The organism is Castellaniella sp. (genome assembly GCF_049651205.1).
Classification (GTDB): Bacteria; Pseudomonadota; Gammaproteobacteria; order Burkholderiales; family Burkholderiaceae_B; genus Castellaniella.
Genome location: NZ_JBASBR010000007.1, coordinates 591,476 through 607,387 on the forward strand (window position 1 = coordinate 591,476; position 15,912 = coordinate 607,387).

Genomic DNA, 15,912 nt, shown 5'->3' on the forward strand with positions numbered 1-15,912 from the left:
GACTTACTTGATGGCAGCAATCTGCTGATAGAGCTCGCCAAATTTCTTGCCGAACCGTTCTTGCACCAGTGCATGTGCCCGATCCTGAAACGCCTTCAGATCCAGGCCGTCTTCCGGGCCAATCACCTTCATGCCCAGTTCTTTCAGCTTTTCAAGCTGTGTGGTTTCCTGAGACAGCACCATTTCAGTGGCCTTGGCGCGCGTTTCTTCCGCTGCGCGGCTAAAGGCATCGCGCTGCGCATCACTGAGCTTTTTCCAGGTACGGTCGTTCATGATGATGAGTTCGGGGTTGGTGATATGCCCGGTGCGGATCAGGTACGACTGAGACTCATAGAGCTTGTTGGACAACACCACGTCCACCGGGTTTTCCTGGCCGGATACCTGTCCGGTGGCCAGTGCGGTCGGCACCTCCGACCAATCCACCGGTACCGGCACAGCCCCCAAGGCTTCGACAGCCGTCATGTAAATGGGAAACGGCAAAGACCGGATCTTGACACCCGCCAGATCCGCCGGCCCGTAAACAGCCTTATTGGTGGTCAGCTCACGCGTCCCGAAATCGTAGGCGTACAAGACACGCACACCCGCTGAATCCATCAAGCCTTGGTTCAGGCTCTTCATCACGGGCGAATTAATGTCTGTCACCTTCATCAGGTGATCGACATTTCGATACAGATAAGGGGTATCCAGGGCAGCCACCGGCTCGTACAAAGCGCCGATACCACCCGCCGTATTGTGCGACAAGGCAATCACCCCGGTTGAGGTGGCCTCGGCCAATTCCTGCAATTTGCCCAACTGAGAAGACGGGTACACCTGAATGGCGACCTCGCCATGGGTGTATTCCTTGACCTTATCGGCAAACATTTGCGCCTGCAGGCCGGCCACACTGCTGGGGGAATTCATGTGCCCGTAGCGCAGGGTCAGGGGTGCTGCCGAGGCAGGGCCAGCGGCCAGGCCGAGGCTGGACAAAAGGATTGCCCCGATCAGACCCCGGCGCAGCAAAAGAGAAGCTGGTTTCATATGATGTCTCCGTGATTGAATTTGATGTGAAGATTCTTTTGCCTTCTTGTAAGGCTTAAGTGTTCAATATATGATGTCCAGGGTCAATCACAATATTTGATTGCTTTTGATGTAAATATGGATCAACCATCATCTTCCAGCCGGCGCCCCGGCATCCGCGACATCGCCCAGGCGGCCGGGGTCTCCACCGCCACGGTAGACCGTGTACTGAACCAGCGTCCCGGCGTGCGGGCCGCCACTGTGCAGGCCGTTTTCAAGGCCGCCGCCGATCTGCGCTACCTGCCGCAGGCGGATGTGTACCGGGCGCTGCAGCCCCAGCCCATGCGCCTGCTGTTTTTGCTGCCGGCCGGCACCAACCGCTATCTGAATATGCTGGGAGATTACGCCGGCGCTGCGCACGACCACACCGACCCGTTCAACGTGCATTGCCGCAGCCGTTTCGTCGAGGGTTTCGACCCCCATATTCTGGCCGAAGCCCTGCTGCGGGAAGGCAAACGCGCCGACGGCATCGCCTTCATGGCCCTGGAGCACCCCGTGGTGCGCGAAGCCGTCAATCAGCTGGCCGACCGAGGCGTGCGCACCATCACGCTGATCTCCGATCTGTCCAGATCCGCCCGCGCAGCCTACGTGGGGCTGGACAATCGGGCAGCGGGCCGCAGCGCAGGCCTGCTGATGGGGCGCTTCATCGGCCCGCGCCCGGGGCGCGTCGCCATGATTGCCGGCAGCCGCCACTATCGTGGCCACGAAGAACGCGAAATGGGCTTCCAAGATGTGCTGTACGAGAAATTTCCCTCTCTGCAGGTGGTTGGCCTGAAAGAAGGCCACGACGACGCGGCCACCAACTACCGCCAGACCCGCCAGCTGCTGGATCAATATTCAGATCTGGCCGGTATCTACAACATCGGCGGCGCGTCCGACGGTGTGGGCAAAGCTCTGAAAGACGCCCGCAGAGACCAGGACATCGTCTTCATCGGCCACGGCCTGACCCCCGACACCCGCAGCCTGCTGATTGACGGCACCATGGATGCCCTGCTGAACCAGAACCTGCAATCCACCATCCTGTCGGCCGTGCGCATCTTTGCCAATACCCGCGCGGGGCGCGAACCCATGGCGGGCATCGAGCCCATGCAAATCAGCGTAGTGTTTAGCGAAAACCTGCCCTAGATCTCCCGGCTGGCTCCCACCGTCAATCCCCCAGACTGCAATTCCATCACTGGCGCAACCGCAGCACCTTCTGCAACAATTGGTCCAGCACGCTGGCAAAGGCGCGCCTGTCTGCCTGGCTGAAAGCCGCCGGCCCGCCTGTATCGACGCCTGCGCTGCGCAACTCCTCCATCATGTCGCGCATCGTCAGCCGCTCGCTGATGGTATCGGCGGTATAGCGCTCGCCGCGGGGACTAAGCACCAGCGCCCCCTTGCACAGGGCCTCGCTGGCCAAAGGGATATCCGCGGTAATGACCAGATCGCCGGTGCAGGCATGTTCGACGATATAGTTGTCTGCCACATCGAACCCTTTTGGCACCTGGATAGCCCGGATAAAAGGCGACGGCGGCGTGCGCAGCATCTGGTTGGCCACCAATGTAAGTGGTTGCTGCACGCGCTGCGCCGCCCGATACAGGATGTCTTTGATCACCATCGGGCACGCATCGGCATCCACCCATATATGCATGGGCTAATCCTTCAGCGCATCGGCCAGCAAGGTATTGACCAACTCGCTGACGCTGACGCCATCGGCCTGTGCCTTGGCCTGCAAGGCCGCAATCAGCGGCTGGTGCAGCTTGACGGGAAAGGACACCAGACCCGCTGCCTGATCCAGGCGCCGCTGCTCGCGACGATCCACAGCGGGTGCAGCGCCCGCATAGCGGCTGGGCGGGATGGCAGCATTGAGCTTGCCCATCAGTTTCAGGGCTTGTTGCTTGTCTAGATCAGTCTTTTTCATGGAGCGCTCGGTGCTGAGTCTGTTGGTGGCAATCTCGCCAGGCCGCATGTTAGTGGATATTGGAGTAGGCGGCCTATTTTAGGCTTGGACTTGCTTATTATTCTGCGTTATCAGGGCCCACTGGACGGACGATCCAGCACGGCAACTGCCGCTCAGAGCAATGGTGAGGCATTACAATTGAGTGCTTACCCGAACTGATCATTGCGACGCTGGACTCAAAAGAGCGGCTGCCAGTTGGGTTTCTATCAGACTGATGGGGTTAGCCTGTATGCCAGAAATCAGAGCGGTATGGGCCAGGTATCCGGCGCTGGTTTTCTGGTGCCTGACACTATTGTTACTTGCACCCGCGGATAGCATCCGCGCGGCAGCCAACGATGTGGTCTTCCCGGCGCAGGTGCAGCAGGGGGCGATGGTGATCGGCAAGGTGCCCCCAAAAAGCCAGGTAAGCTACGAGGGGCGCACGCTCGCCGTCACCAACTATGGCACCGTCGTGTTCGGTGTTGCGGCCGATGCATCCGGCCCTCTCCACCTGCGCGTGAGCCCACCCGGCGGTGCTGCCCTGTCCGTGGATCTGTCTGTACAGCCGCGCGACTGGCCGGTCGAGCGGGTTAGCGGGCTGCCACCCAAGACTGTCTCGCCGCCACCGAAGATTGCGGCCCGGATTCGCCGGGAGCAAGCCAGGGTGGCCGAGGCACGTACGACCAGCGATTCCGGGACAGGTTTTGCCGAGGCCTTCATCTGGCCAGTGCACGGCCGTGTTTCAGGGCGCTTCGGTAGCCGGCGTATCTATAACGGGATTCCTGGTGCCCCACATTCGGGCATGGACATTGCCGTTCCGACCGGCACGCCAGTCAAGGCACCCGCCAGCGGCCGGGTGGTATTTGCCGATCCCAATCTGTATCTTACCGGCGGCACGGTGCTGATTGACCACGGTTATGGCATCGGCTCAAACTTCCTGCACCTGTCCCGCCTGGACGTCCACGTGGGTGACACAGTGAGCCAAGGCCAGGTGATTGGGCTGGCTGGCGCAACCGGGCGTGCATCCGGGCCACATCTGCACTGGGGCATGACCTGGTTTCAGACGCGTATCGATCCCCTGCTGGTGCTGGAGCGCACACAGTGACTTTCTGCGTCTACCGGATTTAGGCTGATAAGACCCCTCGCTTTCCCATCCCCCATTCAAAGAGGACAATTCATGAAAATTCTGATGATTCTCACTTCGCACGATCAACTGGGTGACACCGGCAAGAAGACGGGTTTCTGGCTGGAAGAATTCGTCGCGCCTTACTACGTGTTCAAGGACGCTGGCGCGCAGATCACAGTGGCCTCGCCGCAAGGCGGGCAGCCGCCGCTGGATCCGAAGAGCGACGATCCGTCGGCGCAGACCGATGCCACTCGCCGTTTCAAGGATGACCCGGCGGCTCAGACCGTACTGACCAGCACGCAGAAACTCAAGGATGTCTCGGCTGCCGGCTTCGATGCAGTGTTCTATCCGGGCGGCCACGGCCCGCTGTGGGATCTGGCCGAAGACGCCACATCGATCGCGCTGATCGAAGCCACGTTGGCCGCCGGCAAGCCAGTCGCTGCCGTATGCCACGCACCCGGCGTGCTGCGCCACGTTAAGTTGGCCGATGGTAAACCGCTGGTCCAAGGCAAGTCGGTCACCGGTTTCACCAATACCGAGGAAGACGCCGTCGGCCTGACCAAAGTGGTGCCGTTTCTGGTGGAAGACATGCTGAAAAAGAACGGCGGCAATTACAGCAAAGAGGGTGACTGGCAGCCATACGTGGTCAGCGACGGCCTGCTGATCACCGGTCAGAATCCAGCATCATCCGAGCCCGCCGCCAAGGCGTTGCTGAAGATGCTGGGCTGAGCAAACCTCGCCAACGATACGATGCTGTCTGCAGCATCGTTGACGCAGATGTTCTCTCTGCTTCGTCGTGTGTATAGGTGGTAAGCGATGGTTCAACGCTTCCCGAACGTCAGTTCTAGGGACTGTATTTGGCCGCAACCAGCCCGTCCTATACATCACAAAGGAGCTCCTACTAGTTAATAAAAACCAAAAAATCCCAACCGAAACCGGTTGGGATTCTAAAGACTGGTGAGAGCCGGGGAAATTGAACCCCCGGCCTACCTAGTTTTTATGAGGGTTTCCAGAGCCATCGTGGCGGCATGGCCTGGCAGGACTGGAATGGTCGCACAGCCTGGTATTTCGTGAAACTGACGCCGGGCGGATCGCGCACCGATCCGCAGACGGCCCACGACATAAGCGAAAGCCTGGGCAAACATGAGGTCGAGCGCCCAAAATTCAGTGTTAGCCGCAGTGTCGATCACCGTAACACCTCGGATAATATGGATCGAGCGACCGAGGAGGTGGTGACGGCGGCGCAGATTCAGGCTCTGCCGGTGCTGGAGGGGTATGTGGCGTTGGCGGGAGATTTGCCTGTAGCTAGGGTGAAAATGCCGTATCGACGATTTGAAGGGCGGACAGAGTCATTTTTAGAAGCTTGGTCAGAAGCAGCCATCCGCCACCACTCAGTCTTGCGACTTACAATTACCTCGCCGTAGCAGTGGGCTTCGGAGCAGCTTACGACTCTTAGGGATGAAGATGAACTCCAATATGACACTCGTTTGCAATGTGTGCGAAGGAGAGACTGACTGTCGATTTGGGTATTCCAACCGAGTCCATCAACCGTTCAGCTTCGCTTGTCCGCACTGCGCCTCCCTGATGCTAGTTACCATGGACACGTCGAGTCCACCTCAGACAAAATTTGAGTTCAAAGGCTGTGAACCATCTGAAGGTCAGCATCGACTATTCTCGGATCACAAAAACCCTTTTGTCGATCTGCACCTCGACTTCCCTGTACGCTTTGGAAAGTACATCATAGGCAATACGCCGTATATGATGGCTGCACAGGAACTTAACGGCACGAGCGAGTCAGTTGCGGAAGGGCAAGCCAAGATGGCGTTCCACAACCAGCGGCTTGATCAGCTCAATTACTTCTCTGACCGTACTGACGAGATCAAAGTCATCATTCGTTTGTACAGTGGAAAGAACAAGCAGCTATTCAAGAAGAGAGTCAGCGATTTCCTTAATAAAGACCTCGGTCCGTCGCTGCAGCCTCAAGATATCAATGCCGCGTTATATCAATTCCTCACATTTATATTTCTGCCCTTTTTTCATCTTGGTGAAGTTAAGTCTTTAGTAGATTGGATTACAGAAATAACAATGAATCTTGCAGGGAAGCCGCTTGATGATTTCGTGAGAAATATTATCGATACAGGCTTTCTAAGCACTCTGCAGAAGGACTGCCTCAAGCTGTATTCTGACATATATTCAGCTGAGCTTCCCCTGCGCCCAGCTCTTTACCTTGATCTCATTCATGGATACGAGAAGGCGAAGATCGCTGCTCGTGTCTCGACGAAGGACTTTCAATCGTACAAGGATTTGTATAAAGACATTATTGAGGTCTTCAGTCGGCAGCTCATACTCGTCGCGGGAATCAACAATCTTATTCACAGGGGGGATATCAATGCATTCCCTACCATCAACGGTGGCACATTGAGTTCGATCACAAAGTTCTCTGAAAAGACGCTATCGGAAAGATTCAAATATCTCGACGACTGCTGGTATGATATCGACCGCGAGGTTATAGACACAGAAGTGCGAAATTCTATTGCGCATAACAACGTTAGTTACAACGATGTGACACAAATTATTGAATACTTCCCTGACGGTGGTAGAATCGAGCCAACTCCCGCCCAACAGATTTATTTCCTTGATTTCATGCGGATGATCCTCGTCGCCTTTCGGGAGATTAATAACCTTCATCACCTCGTGAAGTGTTTGTTCTATTATGAGTACCTCATTCTGCAGAATCCAGAACGCAAAAATAAATAACAATAATGAGCACCTTTCATTCGAATACAGTAATCTGATCACACTGAAATTCAGCTGTCCAAGTCGATAGTGCCCCTCCGTAGGAGCACACTGAATCTCCCTTTACTCGAAAGGAGATTGTCATGGAATCTGAGAATGCCACCATTAGCCGTCGTGTGCCATGGAACAAGGGCAAACTCACCGGGCAGAAGCCGCCGCTGAAGCTTCGAGAAATTTGGGCAATCCGAACGAGACTTCAGATGGCTTCGAACATTCGGAAACTAGCGATGTTCAATCTCGCAATCGATAGCAAGCTTCGAGCGTGCGATCTCACGCGATTGCAGGTGCAGGACGTCTGTCACGGAAGCCATGTGGCCGCAAGAGTCACCGTTATGCAGCAAAAAATCCAGAGGCCGGTTCAATTCGAGATCACGGAACAGACCCGTGAGAGCCTCGAAGCCTGGATCGAAGCTCGAGGACTGAAGGCGGCAGATTTTCTGTTTCCGAGCCGGTTGCATACGTCACCGCATCTATCGACGCGGCAGTACGCCCGGATGGTGCATCGCTGGGTCGCATCGATTGGTCTTGACGATACCGCATATGGTACCCACACTATGCGCCGCACAAAAGCTTCGCTGATCTACCGACGAACAAAGTACCTTCGGGCCGTACAGTTGCTGCTTGGGCATACAAAGCTGGAAAGCACGGTTCGCTATCTCGGCATCGAGGTCGACGATGCCCTTGAGATGGCAGAGCAAACCGAGGTTTAATGTACCTTGGCCGGTGAGCGGTCGCTTGCCGGCCAGGAGCAATCGGTCATGGGCGATCTATAATTAAAAAAGCTGCTCCGATCACTTCACCGATGCTAGACATAGGCGCTCTGAGGGACTTATCGCACATGCTACAAACTGCTAATCTAGCGCTCTCTCAACGAGAGGCTAAATCATGACTAAAAGGTTCGACGAATTCATTAAAAGTCAGGCAAAAAATACTGAGAAAAATAGTACCGCCCAGATAACCCCTGAGCAAGAGAAAAAGTTATGGCTGGAGAAGCTTGCTGAGCTGCACAATCTCGTAGATGAAAGCCTCAACGCGTACGTGAAAAGCGGAGACGTAAAGATCACTCGCGTTCCAGTTGTCCTTCACGAAGAACAACTGGGTTTATATGAGGCAAATCAGCTCGAGATTCTTCTTGGGCGACAGTTAATTCGCCTTAAACCGATCGGTACATTCCTAATCGGAGCCCGCGGTCGTGTCGACATGACCGGGCCACGAGGGATAGTACGCTTTGTTATCGTACCGCCTGCATTGGAAAAACCGAGCTTCAGAGTTACTGTTTCTATTGGGGGGAAGGAGAATACCCCTACCCCCGAACCCAAGTATGTCCCACCTGAGGAATGGGTATGGAAGATTTCAACACTTCCACCACGAATCATGTACCTTGAGCTAACTTCGGAGTCATTTCGAGAAGCCTTAATTGAGGTCGTAAATGGCGATGTCTAACAAGGTGAAATTTTCAGGCCAGCACCAAAGCCTTGAATACGTTGCCTTGCACTATCTAGATGTCCGTACCGCTCTAATCGACTTCTTTGCTGGCACCTCACCTGACCTTCAGGTGAGGTATGCGGGAGCGAAAATAGATGATGCTCGTGAGACGTCTCTAAGGGAGCTTGATTTAAATAGTTCTTTGGCCGTACTGTCCTCCGTTGAGGCGGCCGTTCGAATCGACTATCTGAGTCGATCGTATGCTCGGAAAAAGGATCCACTATCAAAGGCAATGCGTGCAATCTACACGCGGCGAGGAAATGCCGCTAAACTTGAAGATGACTTGCTGCAGGCATGGTGTGACGATGGAGTCGTGCCGAAGGCCTTGACCGGCGAACTAATTGGCGCTTTCAAGTACAGACACTGGCTAGCTCACGGCCGATATTGGACACCGAAGTTGGGCCGCATCTACGATTATGTTACTGTCTATGGTATTGCGGAAGAATTTCTCGATGCTGTAGAACGGTATAAGCAATTTCGCTAAGTTTTCTGATCAAGCTAACTGATACATTCTGAGGAAGGGAGTGCACGTAGCACGTGAAGACTTGAAATAAAATACCTGATCCACTGATCAATGTCCGCTCACCCATAGCGTGTCTGCTCTTTTAGGGAACAAATTTTCCAAACCAAAAGGCATCGATGGGTTGGAGACGGTCGCTGAGCAGAGGTTACCCTGTAAGCAAGTCGGTGAAGCGTTGAAAATAGCAGAGCGGACAGAAATGTGATAATTATCTACGATCGAGCAGGGCCGTAGTCCGTTTTGTTACTATCCAGCCACACTGCACGGTTCTTTAGAGTACGTCACAATGCCACTCGAAAATTCTGTTACGAAAGTAAAAAACCCACTGACGATGGTGTCGGTCTTTGCTACCATTTCAGAAATCGCGATGGCATACGTAATCACGACGCTACCAGATAAATTGCAAGAGATTTTCATCTGGTTCGTGATGGGGTTTCCAACCGTTCTCGTCTTTATCTTCTTCTTCATACTTTATCGGAAGCCGGCAGTGTTCTTCTCTCCTGGCGATTACAGGAGGGAGGAGCTGTATGTTAGTTCTATTGGGCTAGGTGGGTTTAATGACTCCACTCGAATTAAAAAACTCGAGGACTCTGTAGCAATCCTTGATGTCTTTCTTGAAAAGACAAAGCCGGGGGTAGCCGAACAAGTAGAGTACACGAAAATCCGAAAAACCATTCAGAAACAACAGGATTTACAAACCAATCCTCTGTACGCATTTATTACCCGTGATCTCGGGGTTGCTCACGATGTCGCGCAACGTTGGATAGCAACAGCGAACGACGTATGGGAGCTTCCGAAGTTCCTTGAGGCGGATCTCGATGATCAGCGTAGAACTGTACGCCTCACTGATCTACTTCAGTCGTTTCCGAGCGCTGAGATGGATTTTCAGAAACTGAAGCCATTTGTCCAATTCATTGGAGAAACCAATTGACATCAGGTATTTTTTTTATAGAGTTTTCTGTAGGCCCTAAGAATCTGGGCGCTGGCCTCGCAGTCATCTCCGATGGCGATATTAACGGGGGTGACGAGACTTACCTCTATCGGGGCCGTCTAGACGCCTATGGCAGTCAGGCTAAAGCAACAATTGAAGTCGGGCACTATCGCGGTGCATTGAACTCTGTATTTGGACCACTGCGAAATTTCACACTAGATCTCGCAGGGACTATAGAAGAGCAAGCATTTGACGTTCAGGGAACAATCAAAGGCACCTCGAGTCCGATGATTCGGATCTCTGGACGAAAGGTCGCACAACTCTATGAACGCGGTGCCTAACCTTAATAGTGCTGATGGCTTCCTGTTAACCTTGCTGTCTGAATCTCCCCGGATTTTATGTCAGCCCCTCAGAAGCGTGACTGACTGCTTTGGGTCGGAAGCAGTCATCTGCGACCGTCAGCTTTCGTCCCAAAGCGGTAGTTGGCAGCTCGGAGAAGCGTACCTTCAGGAACGTCTGAATTCACTGATCTGCGCGGCTTCTCGCGCAGGTCTGGCGGAATGACGAGTTGGCAATCGTCATAGCTGGATGTCTTTACCTGTCTTGAGAATGAGCTCTTCTGAAATGCGACGAAGAAGCGGTGCCTCATTCACGAGAATTTTCTCCTGACCTGAGAATGGTATAAATCTGGAGACCTCGCCTTCTTTATTATGCACTAATGCGTTTCGAATGTGATAAATCCGGGCTCCAATGGTCGGAAATATCTGATTCTCAGAGGTGTCAACTTTGCTTGGCTCACCGAAGAGATCACGCTCGGTTCTGAAGTAGTCAGAGTTCTCTTTGTCGAACTCATCAATCCACAAGCGCAACGCTTCTTTATCGATATGTTGGTCGAAAACAGTTTGCAGCATCCGCCTTTCATCCATCCTCTGATCGAATTTACGAATTACCTTCGCCAATTCCCTTAGCTTTCCCACTTTTGTGTGTGAGAAGTCAGGTGCGACCAATTGATCCACAATCTTTTCATGTAGCAAGTGCTCGGATGCAGCTGTGAAGAAGTACTCCAATATCTTGTAGAGAGCGAGGTAGGAAAGAATTAAGCTCTCTCCCCCAAGAGCCATTTGATAGTAGGCAACCAAATCATGGTTATAAGTACGGAGTGGAAACTGGACGGTCTCTTTCCGCTTCCCATCGAGGAAGTGAAGAGATCGCTCCCATGACTTAATTGGAATCAAGCCGACACCATAGCCGTAGGAAACGTTGTAGATGCTTGCTTCTGCGATTGCCTTCAATTGCTTAGCGTTGTTGTGAAATGGATGTGTTGCTGGCGCAAAGATCTTTACGGAAAGGATTCTTGCGAATAAATCCGTCAGCGTGACTTCTGCTCTTCCCCGAAGCATAGGGCGCCTCATCATAGAAAGGCGCCGAAAATCACGATGCATAGTGTCAGTGTCTGTTAGGAACATGATGAATTTGGAGGAGATTGGGCTGATCTCCACAACAAATCCCGTTTGTTCATGCTTGAGAGAGATCTCGTCGCTATCACGAAATAGCCGGTAGGCGTTTGGTCCTCGTCCTTGAAGTTCTATCGCATGTTCAAAGTAACCCACGACATATAGGCTAGTGTCAGTACTCTGGTTTGGTGCAGACCTAACTTGGAGGTACTCATCGAAATCAGAGGCAACAATGGAAATCCTGACTCCCCCGATGTCGCATCTGACAGTGCCAACGGTAATTTCGATGTTGCTGGGGTTTAGTGCTCTGAGAATCGATTGGACTTGCTCGGCAGTGATCATGTGATTGTTAATAGTTATGCAGGCACAGAAATGTCATCGTTATTGTTGATAACACGGAAACGACTGCGTCGCCTGTAAGCTTATGAATGACATCGAGATTATCCGATGCCGTCGTCCTTATCAATCAAAAATCGTACGGACAGAGCCAATGTCTGCTATGTGGTGTTTTGCTAAGAGGCCGCTCTTGGCCGCAAGTAGCCATCCACAATTATTGTGGACAACCCTGTGTAATCTCGCCCCTCCTTCTCCCAACAGCCAGCATTGACGCGCCTTTCACGTCCACTGGCTGATCTTTAACCATCCCCCACCCCGGAGTCTCCATGATCTCGCATAGCCAGATCTATCGGGTCCGTGCGGCCCTCGCTACCCACTACTATGCCGACCAGGCCGATGACCACTACAGCCGCGATGGCAGCGCCGCGAGCTGGCAGGGCAAAGGGCCCGCCGCCTGGGCGCGGTCGGTGCCATTGACCCGGCCCGCTTCAAAGCCATGCTCCAGGGCGATTTTGGGCATGGCATCACAGCGGTCCAGTCGGTGCGCAAGGACGCCAAGGCCCGTGCCGCGCGGGATTTGACCTTTGGTGCCCCCAAAAGCATCACCTTGCAGGTGCCGATCGGCGGTGACGACCGCCTGATCCAGGCCAATGACGATGCAGTTGCCACGGCGCTGGCCTATGTGGAAAAGCATCTGGCGATGGGCCGGCGCAAGGAAGGCGGCAAATCCCGCGTGGAACACACCGGCAATCTGATCGTGGCCAAATTCCGCCATGAAACCGCACGGCCCAAAATGGTGCTGCTCTATGCCTACACCACGACGGCGCATAGCACCCAGGGCCTGACCTGCGACCGCGTGCTGTACAACGCGGAAAGCTTCAGCCGCACCACGGCCCAGGACACCTATTACGTCAGTATTTCACGCGAACGGCACGAGGTCGTAGTGTTCACGGATGATGCCGACGAACTGCCGGAGCGGGTGGATCGGCTGGGATACAAGGGGTTGGCGCATGACCTGCAGCCGGTGACAGTCCAAAACCTGGAGTCAAGCCGAAGCCATCACGCCGATACTCCGTCGCAGTTGGAGCCTGAGCTGGAAGTCGAGTAGCTTCCATCCACGACAGACGTACGATTCATTGCCAATATGTCAGAAACTGATGTATAGTTTCTCTGTACATGAGGTGCCCTATGAACTCGCTGCCAAAAGCCATCCTGCAACACGCTCGGTCCTTGCCCGAAGGCGGCGTGCTGTCGCCCAAAGAATTTCTCCATCTGGGCAGCCGCTCTGCAGTGGATCAGGCATTCTCACGCTTCGCCAAACAGGGCAAGCTGCTGCGGGTCGCGCGCGGCGCATACACCGCGCCGGTCAACAGCCGATTCGGCTCGCGCGCCCCAGCCCCAGAAAAAATCATCCAATCACTGGCAGAACACAACGGTGAAGTCGTCGTGCCGCACGGCGCCAGTGCAGCCAACACGCTTGGCCTGACACAACAGGTCCCCATCCGCGAGGTCTACCTGACGTCCGGGCGCACACGCAAGCTGCAAATCGATCACTCAGAAATCCTGGTAAAGCATGCGCCTCGCTGGATGCTCGCCTTGGGCGAGCGGCAGGCAGGCACCGCCGTCCGGGCGCTGGCCTGGATAGGCCCGGCGTTTGCCCAGCAATCATTGGCATCGCTGCGCCGTACCCTACCCGCTGCCGAATGGCAGGCACTAGCTTTAGCTCGGGCAGCGCTTCCGGGCTGGATGGCGCAAGCCATCGGCAAGGAAGCAGCCCGTGGCTGAGTTCTTCTTCGGCCTGACCCAACAAGACCAACGCGAGGCCCTGGAGTTCGGCCGTGCCAAAACGGGGCGCCCGGCCCACTTGTTGGAAAAGGACATCTGGGTTGTATGGATGTTGGGCGCTTTGTTCGACTCGCCGATCGCAACCGACCTGACCTTCAAGGGTGGCACATCATTGTCAAAGGTCTACAAGGTGATCGATCGATTCTCCGAAGACATCGACTTGACCTATGACATTCGCAAGTTGATTCCCGACCTGACTGGCGAGCAAAGCGATCTGCCAGCCAGTAGAAGCCAGGCCAGCAAATGGACCCAGGCCGTGCGGCATAGGCTGCCAGGCTGGATCACACAAAATATACAGCCCGTCATAATGGCAGCCCTGGAACACGCCCAACTGGACGCCCATGCCGAATTGAGCGGACCCGGCAACGACAAGCTGACGCTGCGGTACCCGGCGTTAGCGCACGGCACGGGCTATGTCGCCCCCGTCATCACCCTGGAGTTCGGTGCACGCGCTACCGGTGAACCGCACCGGGTACTGCATCCTTCGATGACCTTATGGGCGCATGTGCAGACCTCGAAGCCAAAGTAAACGGCGCCGTCTGATAGCAATATCAGCGCAAACCAGAATCCGGTGGACGGGTGGTGTTTCCCGATAGGATTGCCGGTGTCATCTTGGTGTATGGCCGGTGTCCGGCCCATTACTCCGGCCCGTCTACATCGTATTCGGCTACAGGTGTGGCAAGCACGCCACGGCACGACCGCATCACGGTCGAAGCGATCAACCAAGCCCAGGCCCAGCAAGCCGCCATCGAAATCATCCCTCGGACCATGAGCAAGCTCTCGGTTTATCACCTGAATGAGTCCGAACTGTCCGTGGGCAACCAGGTACGCATCACCCGCAACGATGCCCAGCATGACCTGGTCAACGGGCAACTTGCCCAGATCGTCGGCATCGAGGCCGATACCGTCACCTTCGAAACCGGCAACCGACAAATCATCCTGCCCACCGACCAGCCGCTGCACCTGGACTATGCCTACACCACGACGGCACACCGCGCCCAGGGCCTGACCTGCGACCGGGTACTGTACAACGCGGAAAGCTTCAGCCGTACCACTGCCCAGGACACCCACTATGTCAGCATTTCACGCGAACGGCACGAGGTCATGGTATTCACCGATGATGCCAACAAGCTGCCCGAGCGGGCGGATCGATTGAGATACAAGGGACTGGCTCATGACATCGCTGGCTCCGCTCACGTAATGACAGGAATGACAATGGATGCATACGAAGCCGCACTGGAGCTGCAGGCCCCTTAAACTACAGCCACTCTGCAAGAGGAAAATATACCCGTATCGGGTATACTTGAAGGAAGCTTGATGAGCCTGATTCTGAAGAGAAAAGACTTCGCACGTTGGCAGTCAGCAGAAAAATTGCCAGATTCTGCACTATGCAAAGCCGTCGAAGAAATGGAAAGCGGTCTGATCGACGCTGACTTTTCCTGGAGCTACCAGCACACGCCTTGTCCAAGGCGCTGGAATCTGGGGTATTACTAGAGGTGCATTGTGAGCAAAATCATTGAATCCCTGCGCAGCGATCTCGCCACGCTTCACAACGTCAGGGCGATTGATAAAGTGACGATGCGTGAATTCGACGCAGTCTGCCCGCCGCCCGTGCGAGATCTTAAACCCAGCGACATCAAAAGCCTGCGTGAAAAGTTGAAGTTCAGCCAACCGGTGTTCGCCCACCATCTGCACACCACGGCATCGACTGTCCGAAAATGGGAGCAAGGGGATACCCGCCCAACAGGCCCCGCACTGAAGCTGCTGAACATCATCGCAGACAAGGGGCTACAGGCCATCTTGTAGTCCATCCTGAAAACCCGGCCAGAAGTGCAGCACAACCTGAAACTCAGTGCAAAACTAGTGTCAGTCAGGTGTGCAGGTGGTGTTCCCTCGTAGGATTGCCGGTGTCATCTTGGTGTACTACCGGTGTCCGGCCAATTGCCCCGGCCTGTCTACATCGCATTCGGCCACACTCGTGGCCGAACTTCCTTCCGCCCGATCAATGGCTTGCGCAATTCCAGCGCCCTATTTGTCCCACAAGCCGAAAATCGGCAGCAGCCGCGCAATCCATTGATCCACAAAGCCTTTCAGTGATGCCATGATGGATTCTCCTATGGGAGCCGCTATGTCGCCGCGCAGGGGTGCGCTACCGAAATCCGTACCAGATCCGCCATACCTATGCCAGCACTCTGCCGACCGCCGGGGCTAATCCGTTCCGGCTGGCCCTCCAGATGGGGCACAAGGATGTAGAGATGATTTTCAAAGTCTATGGTAAATGGATTGACGCGAATTACCAGAAGGCCAAGGCCGCATCTGGCTCTCCATCATGAACGGGGGACACCGACATTCATTAGACTTGTTTTTACGAAGAACACGTTTAATGGAGTCAATGCCGATGTCCCCAATAGATTCTATCCTAGGCATCCACGGTTTGGTGGTGCA

19 protein-coding genes and 2 pseudogenes are annotated in these 15,912 nt (G+C 54.6%); 17 read left to right on the plus strand and 4 right to left on the minus strand.

The annotated features are described in order from the left end of the window. Positions 1-3: 3 nt before the first annotated feature. Positions 4-1,017, minus strand: a complete 1,014-nt coding sequence (locus WA928_RS06420; protein ID WP_424301037.1) for a TRAP transporter substrate-binding protein — start codon at positions 1,015-1,017, stop codon at positions 4-6. 117 nt (positions 1,018-1,134) lie between these two features. Here WA928_RS06420 and WA928_RS06425 point away from each other — a divergent pair, with 117 nt between their 5' ends. After that, a complete protein-coding gene (locus tag WA928_RS06425) occupies positions 1,135-2,181 on the plus strand; it encodes a LacI family DNA-binding transcriptional regulator (RefSeq protein ID WP_424301040.1) in 1,047 nt (348 codons plus the stop codon). Positions 2,182-2,227: 46 nt separating this feature from the next. Here WA928_RS06425 and WA928_RS06430 read toward each other — a convergent pair whose 3' ends face one another. Together WA928_RS06430 and WA928_RS06435 are read right to left on the minus strand one after the other, a co-directional pair. After that, complete coding sequence (locus tag WA928_RS06430; RefSeq protein WP_424301043.1) at positions 2,228-2,686, minus strand: YaiI/YqxD family protein; 459 nt, start codon at positions 2,684-2,686, stop codon at positions 2,228-2,230. A gap of 3 nt (positions 2,687-2,689) precedes the next feature. Further along, on the minus strand, positions 2,690-2,956 hold the full coding sequence (locus WA928_RS06435) for a hypothetical protein (RefSeq protein WP_417251916.1): 267 nt from the start codon (positions 2,954-2,956) through the stop codon (positions 2,690-2,692). Between the two features lie 268 nt (positions 2,957-3,224). Here WA928_RS06435 and WA928_RS06440 point away from each other — a divergent pair, with 268 nt between their 5' ends. The 9 genes from WA928_RS06440 (at position 3,225) to WA928_RS06480 (ending at position 10,173) form a co-directional block, all read left to right on the plus strand. Then, positions 3,225-4,079 (plus strand): M23 family metallopeptidase, encoded by an 855-nt coding sequence (locus WA928_RS06440; protein ID WP_424301046.1) that lies wholly within the window; start codon positions 3,225-3,227, stop codon positions 4,077-4,079. 72 nt (positions 4,080-4,151) lie between these two features. Continuing rightward, on the plus strand, positions 4,152-4,829 hold the full coding sequence (locus WA928_RS06445; protein ID WP_424301049.1) for a type 1 glutamine amidotransferase domain-containing protein: 678 nt from the start codon (positions 4,152-4,154) through the stop codon (positions 4,827-4,829). Positions 4,830-5,128: 299 nt separating this feature from the next. Next, on the plus strand, positions 5,129-5,524 hold the full coding sequence (locus tag WA928_RS06450) for a type IV secretion system DNA-binding domain-containing protein (protein WP_424301052.1): 396 nt from the start codon (positions 5,129-5,131) through the stop codon (positions 5,522-5,524). A gap of 40 nt (positions 5,525-5,564) precedes the next feature. Further along, entirely contained in the window at positions 5,565-6,857 is a 1,293-nt protein-coding gene (locus WA928_RS06455) for a hypothetical protein (RefSeq protein ID WP_424301055.1), read from the plus strand. Between the two features lie 122 nt (positions 6,858-6,979). Then, positions 6,980-7,606, plus strand: a complete 627-nt coding sequence (locus WA928_RS06460; RefSeq protein ID WP_424301058.1) for a tyrosine-type recombinase/integrase — start codon at positions 6,980-6,982, stop codon at positions 7,604-7,606. A gap of 175 nt (positions 7,607-7,781) precedes the next feature. Then, the gene (locus WA928_RS06465; protein WP_424301061.1) at positions 7,782-8,339 is read left to right on the plus strand and encodes a hypothetical protein; all 558 of its coding nucleotides are present in this window, start codon (positions 7,782-7,784) and stop codon (positions 8,337-8,339) included. Continuing rightward, entirely contained in the window at positions 8,326-8,865 is a 540-nt protein-coding gene (locus WA928_RS06470) for a hypothetical protein (protein ID WP_424301064.1), read from the plus strand. Before WA928_RS06465 ends, WA928_RS06470 begins: the two co-directional genes overlap by 14 nt. A gap of 322 nt (positions 8,866-9,187) precedes the next feature. After that, positions 9,188-9,832: a hypothetical protein gene (locus WA928_RS06475; RefSeq protein ID WP_424301067.1), complete on the plus strand. Its 645-nt coding sequence runs from the start codon at positions 9,188-9,190 to the stop codon at positions 9,830-9,832. Beyond that, entirely contained in the window at positions 9,829-10,173 is a 345-nt protein-coding gene (locus tag WA928_RS06480; protein ID WP_424301070.1) for a GrlR family regulatory protein, read from the plus strand. Before WA928_RS06475 ends, WA928_RS06480 begins: the two co-directional genes overlap by 4 nt. A gap of 237 nt (positions 10,174-10,410) precedes the next feature. On the opposite strand, the gene WA928_RS06485 is transcribed toward WA928_RS06480, so the two are convergent. Continuing rightward, positions 10,411-11,442, minus strand: a complete 1,032-nt coding sequence (locus tag WA928_RS06485; RefSeq protein ID WP_424301073.1) for a hypothetical protein — start codon at positions 11,440-11,442, stop codon at positions 10,411-10,413. A gap of 652 nt (positions 11,443-12,094) precedes the next feature. On the opposite strand from WA928_RS06485, the gene WA928_RS06490 reads away from it, so the two are divergent. From WA928_RS06490 to WA928_RS06520, 7 genes and pseudogenes are all read left to right on the plus strand, one after another. Beyond that, the gene (locus WA928_RS06490) at positions 12,095-12,730 is read left to right on the plus strand and encodes a relaxase domain-containing protein (RefSeq protein WP_424301189.1); all 636 of its coding nucleotides are present in this window, start codon (positions 12,095-12,097) and stop codon (positions 12,728-12,730) included. Between the two features lie 80 nt (positions 12,731-12,810). Continuing rightward, positions 12,811-13,407, plus strand: coding sequence for a DUF6088 family protein (locus WA928_RS06495; RefSeq protein ID WP_424301076.1), 597 nt, complete (start codon positions 12,811-12,813; stop codon positions 13,405-13,407). After that, entirely contained in the window at positions 13,400-13,996 is a 597-nt protein-coding gene (locus WA928_RS06500; RefSeq protein WP_424301079.1) for a nucleotidyl transferase AbiEii/AbiGii toxin family protein, read from the plus strand. The genes WA928_RS06495 and WA928_RS06500 overlap by 8 nt, the downstream gene beginning before the upstream one ends. A gap of 53 nt (positions 13,997-14,049) precedes the next feature. Further along, the gene (locus tag WA928_RS06505; RefSeq protein ID WP_424301082.1) at positions 14,050-14,724 is read left to right on the plus strand and encodes a hypothetical protein; all 675 of its coding nucleotides are present in this window, start codon (positions 14,050-14,052) and stop codon (positions 14,722-14,724) included. A gap of 60 nt (positions 14,725-14,784) precedes the next feature. Next, a pseudogene (locus WA928_RS06510) lies at positions 14,785-14,987 on the plus strand (type II toxin-antitoxin system RelE/ParE family toxin). Continuing rightward, a complete protein-coding gene (locus WA928_RS06515; protein WP_424301085.1) occupies positions 14,971-15,273 on the plus strand; it encodes a helix-turn-helix domain-containing protein in 303 nt (100 codons plus the stop codon). Before WA928_RS06510 ends, WA928_RS06515 begins: the two are co-directional and overlap by 17 nt. 308 nt (positions 15,274-15,581) lie before the next feature. Next, positions 15,582-15,800, plus strand: a pseudogene (locus WA928_RS06520) (integrase); the annotation flags it as partial. Between the last annotated feature and the right edge of the window lie 112 nt (positions 15,801-15,912).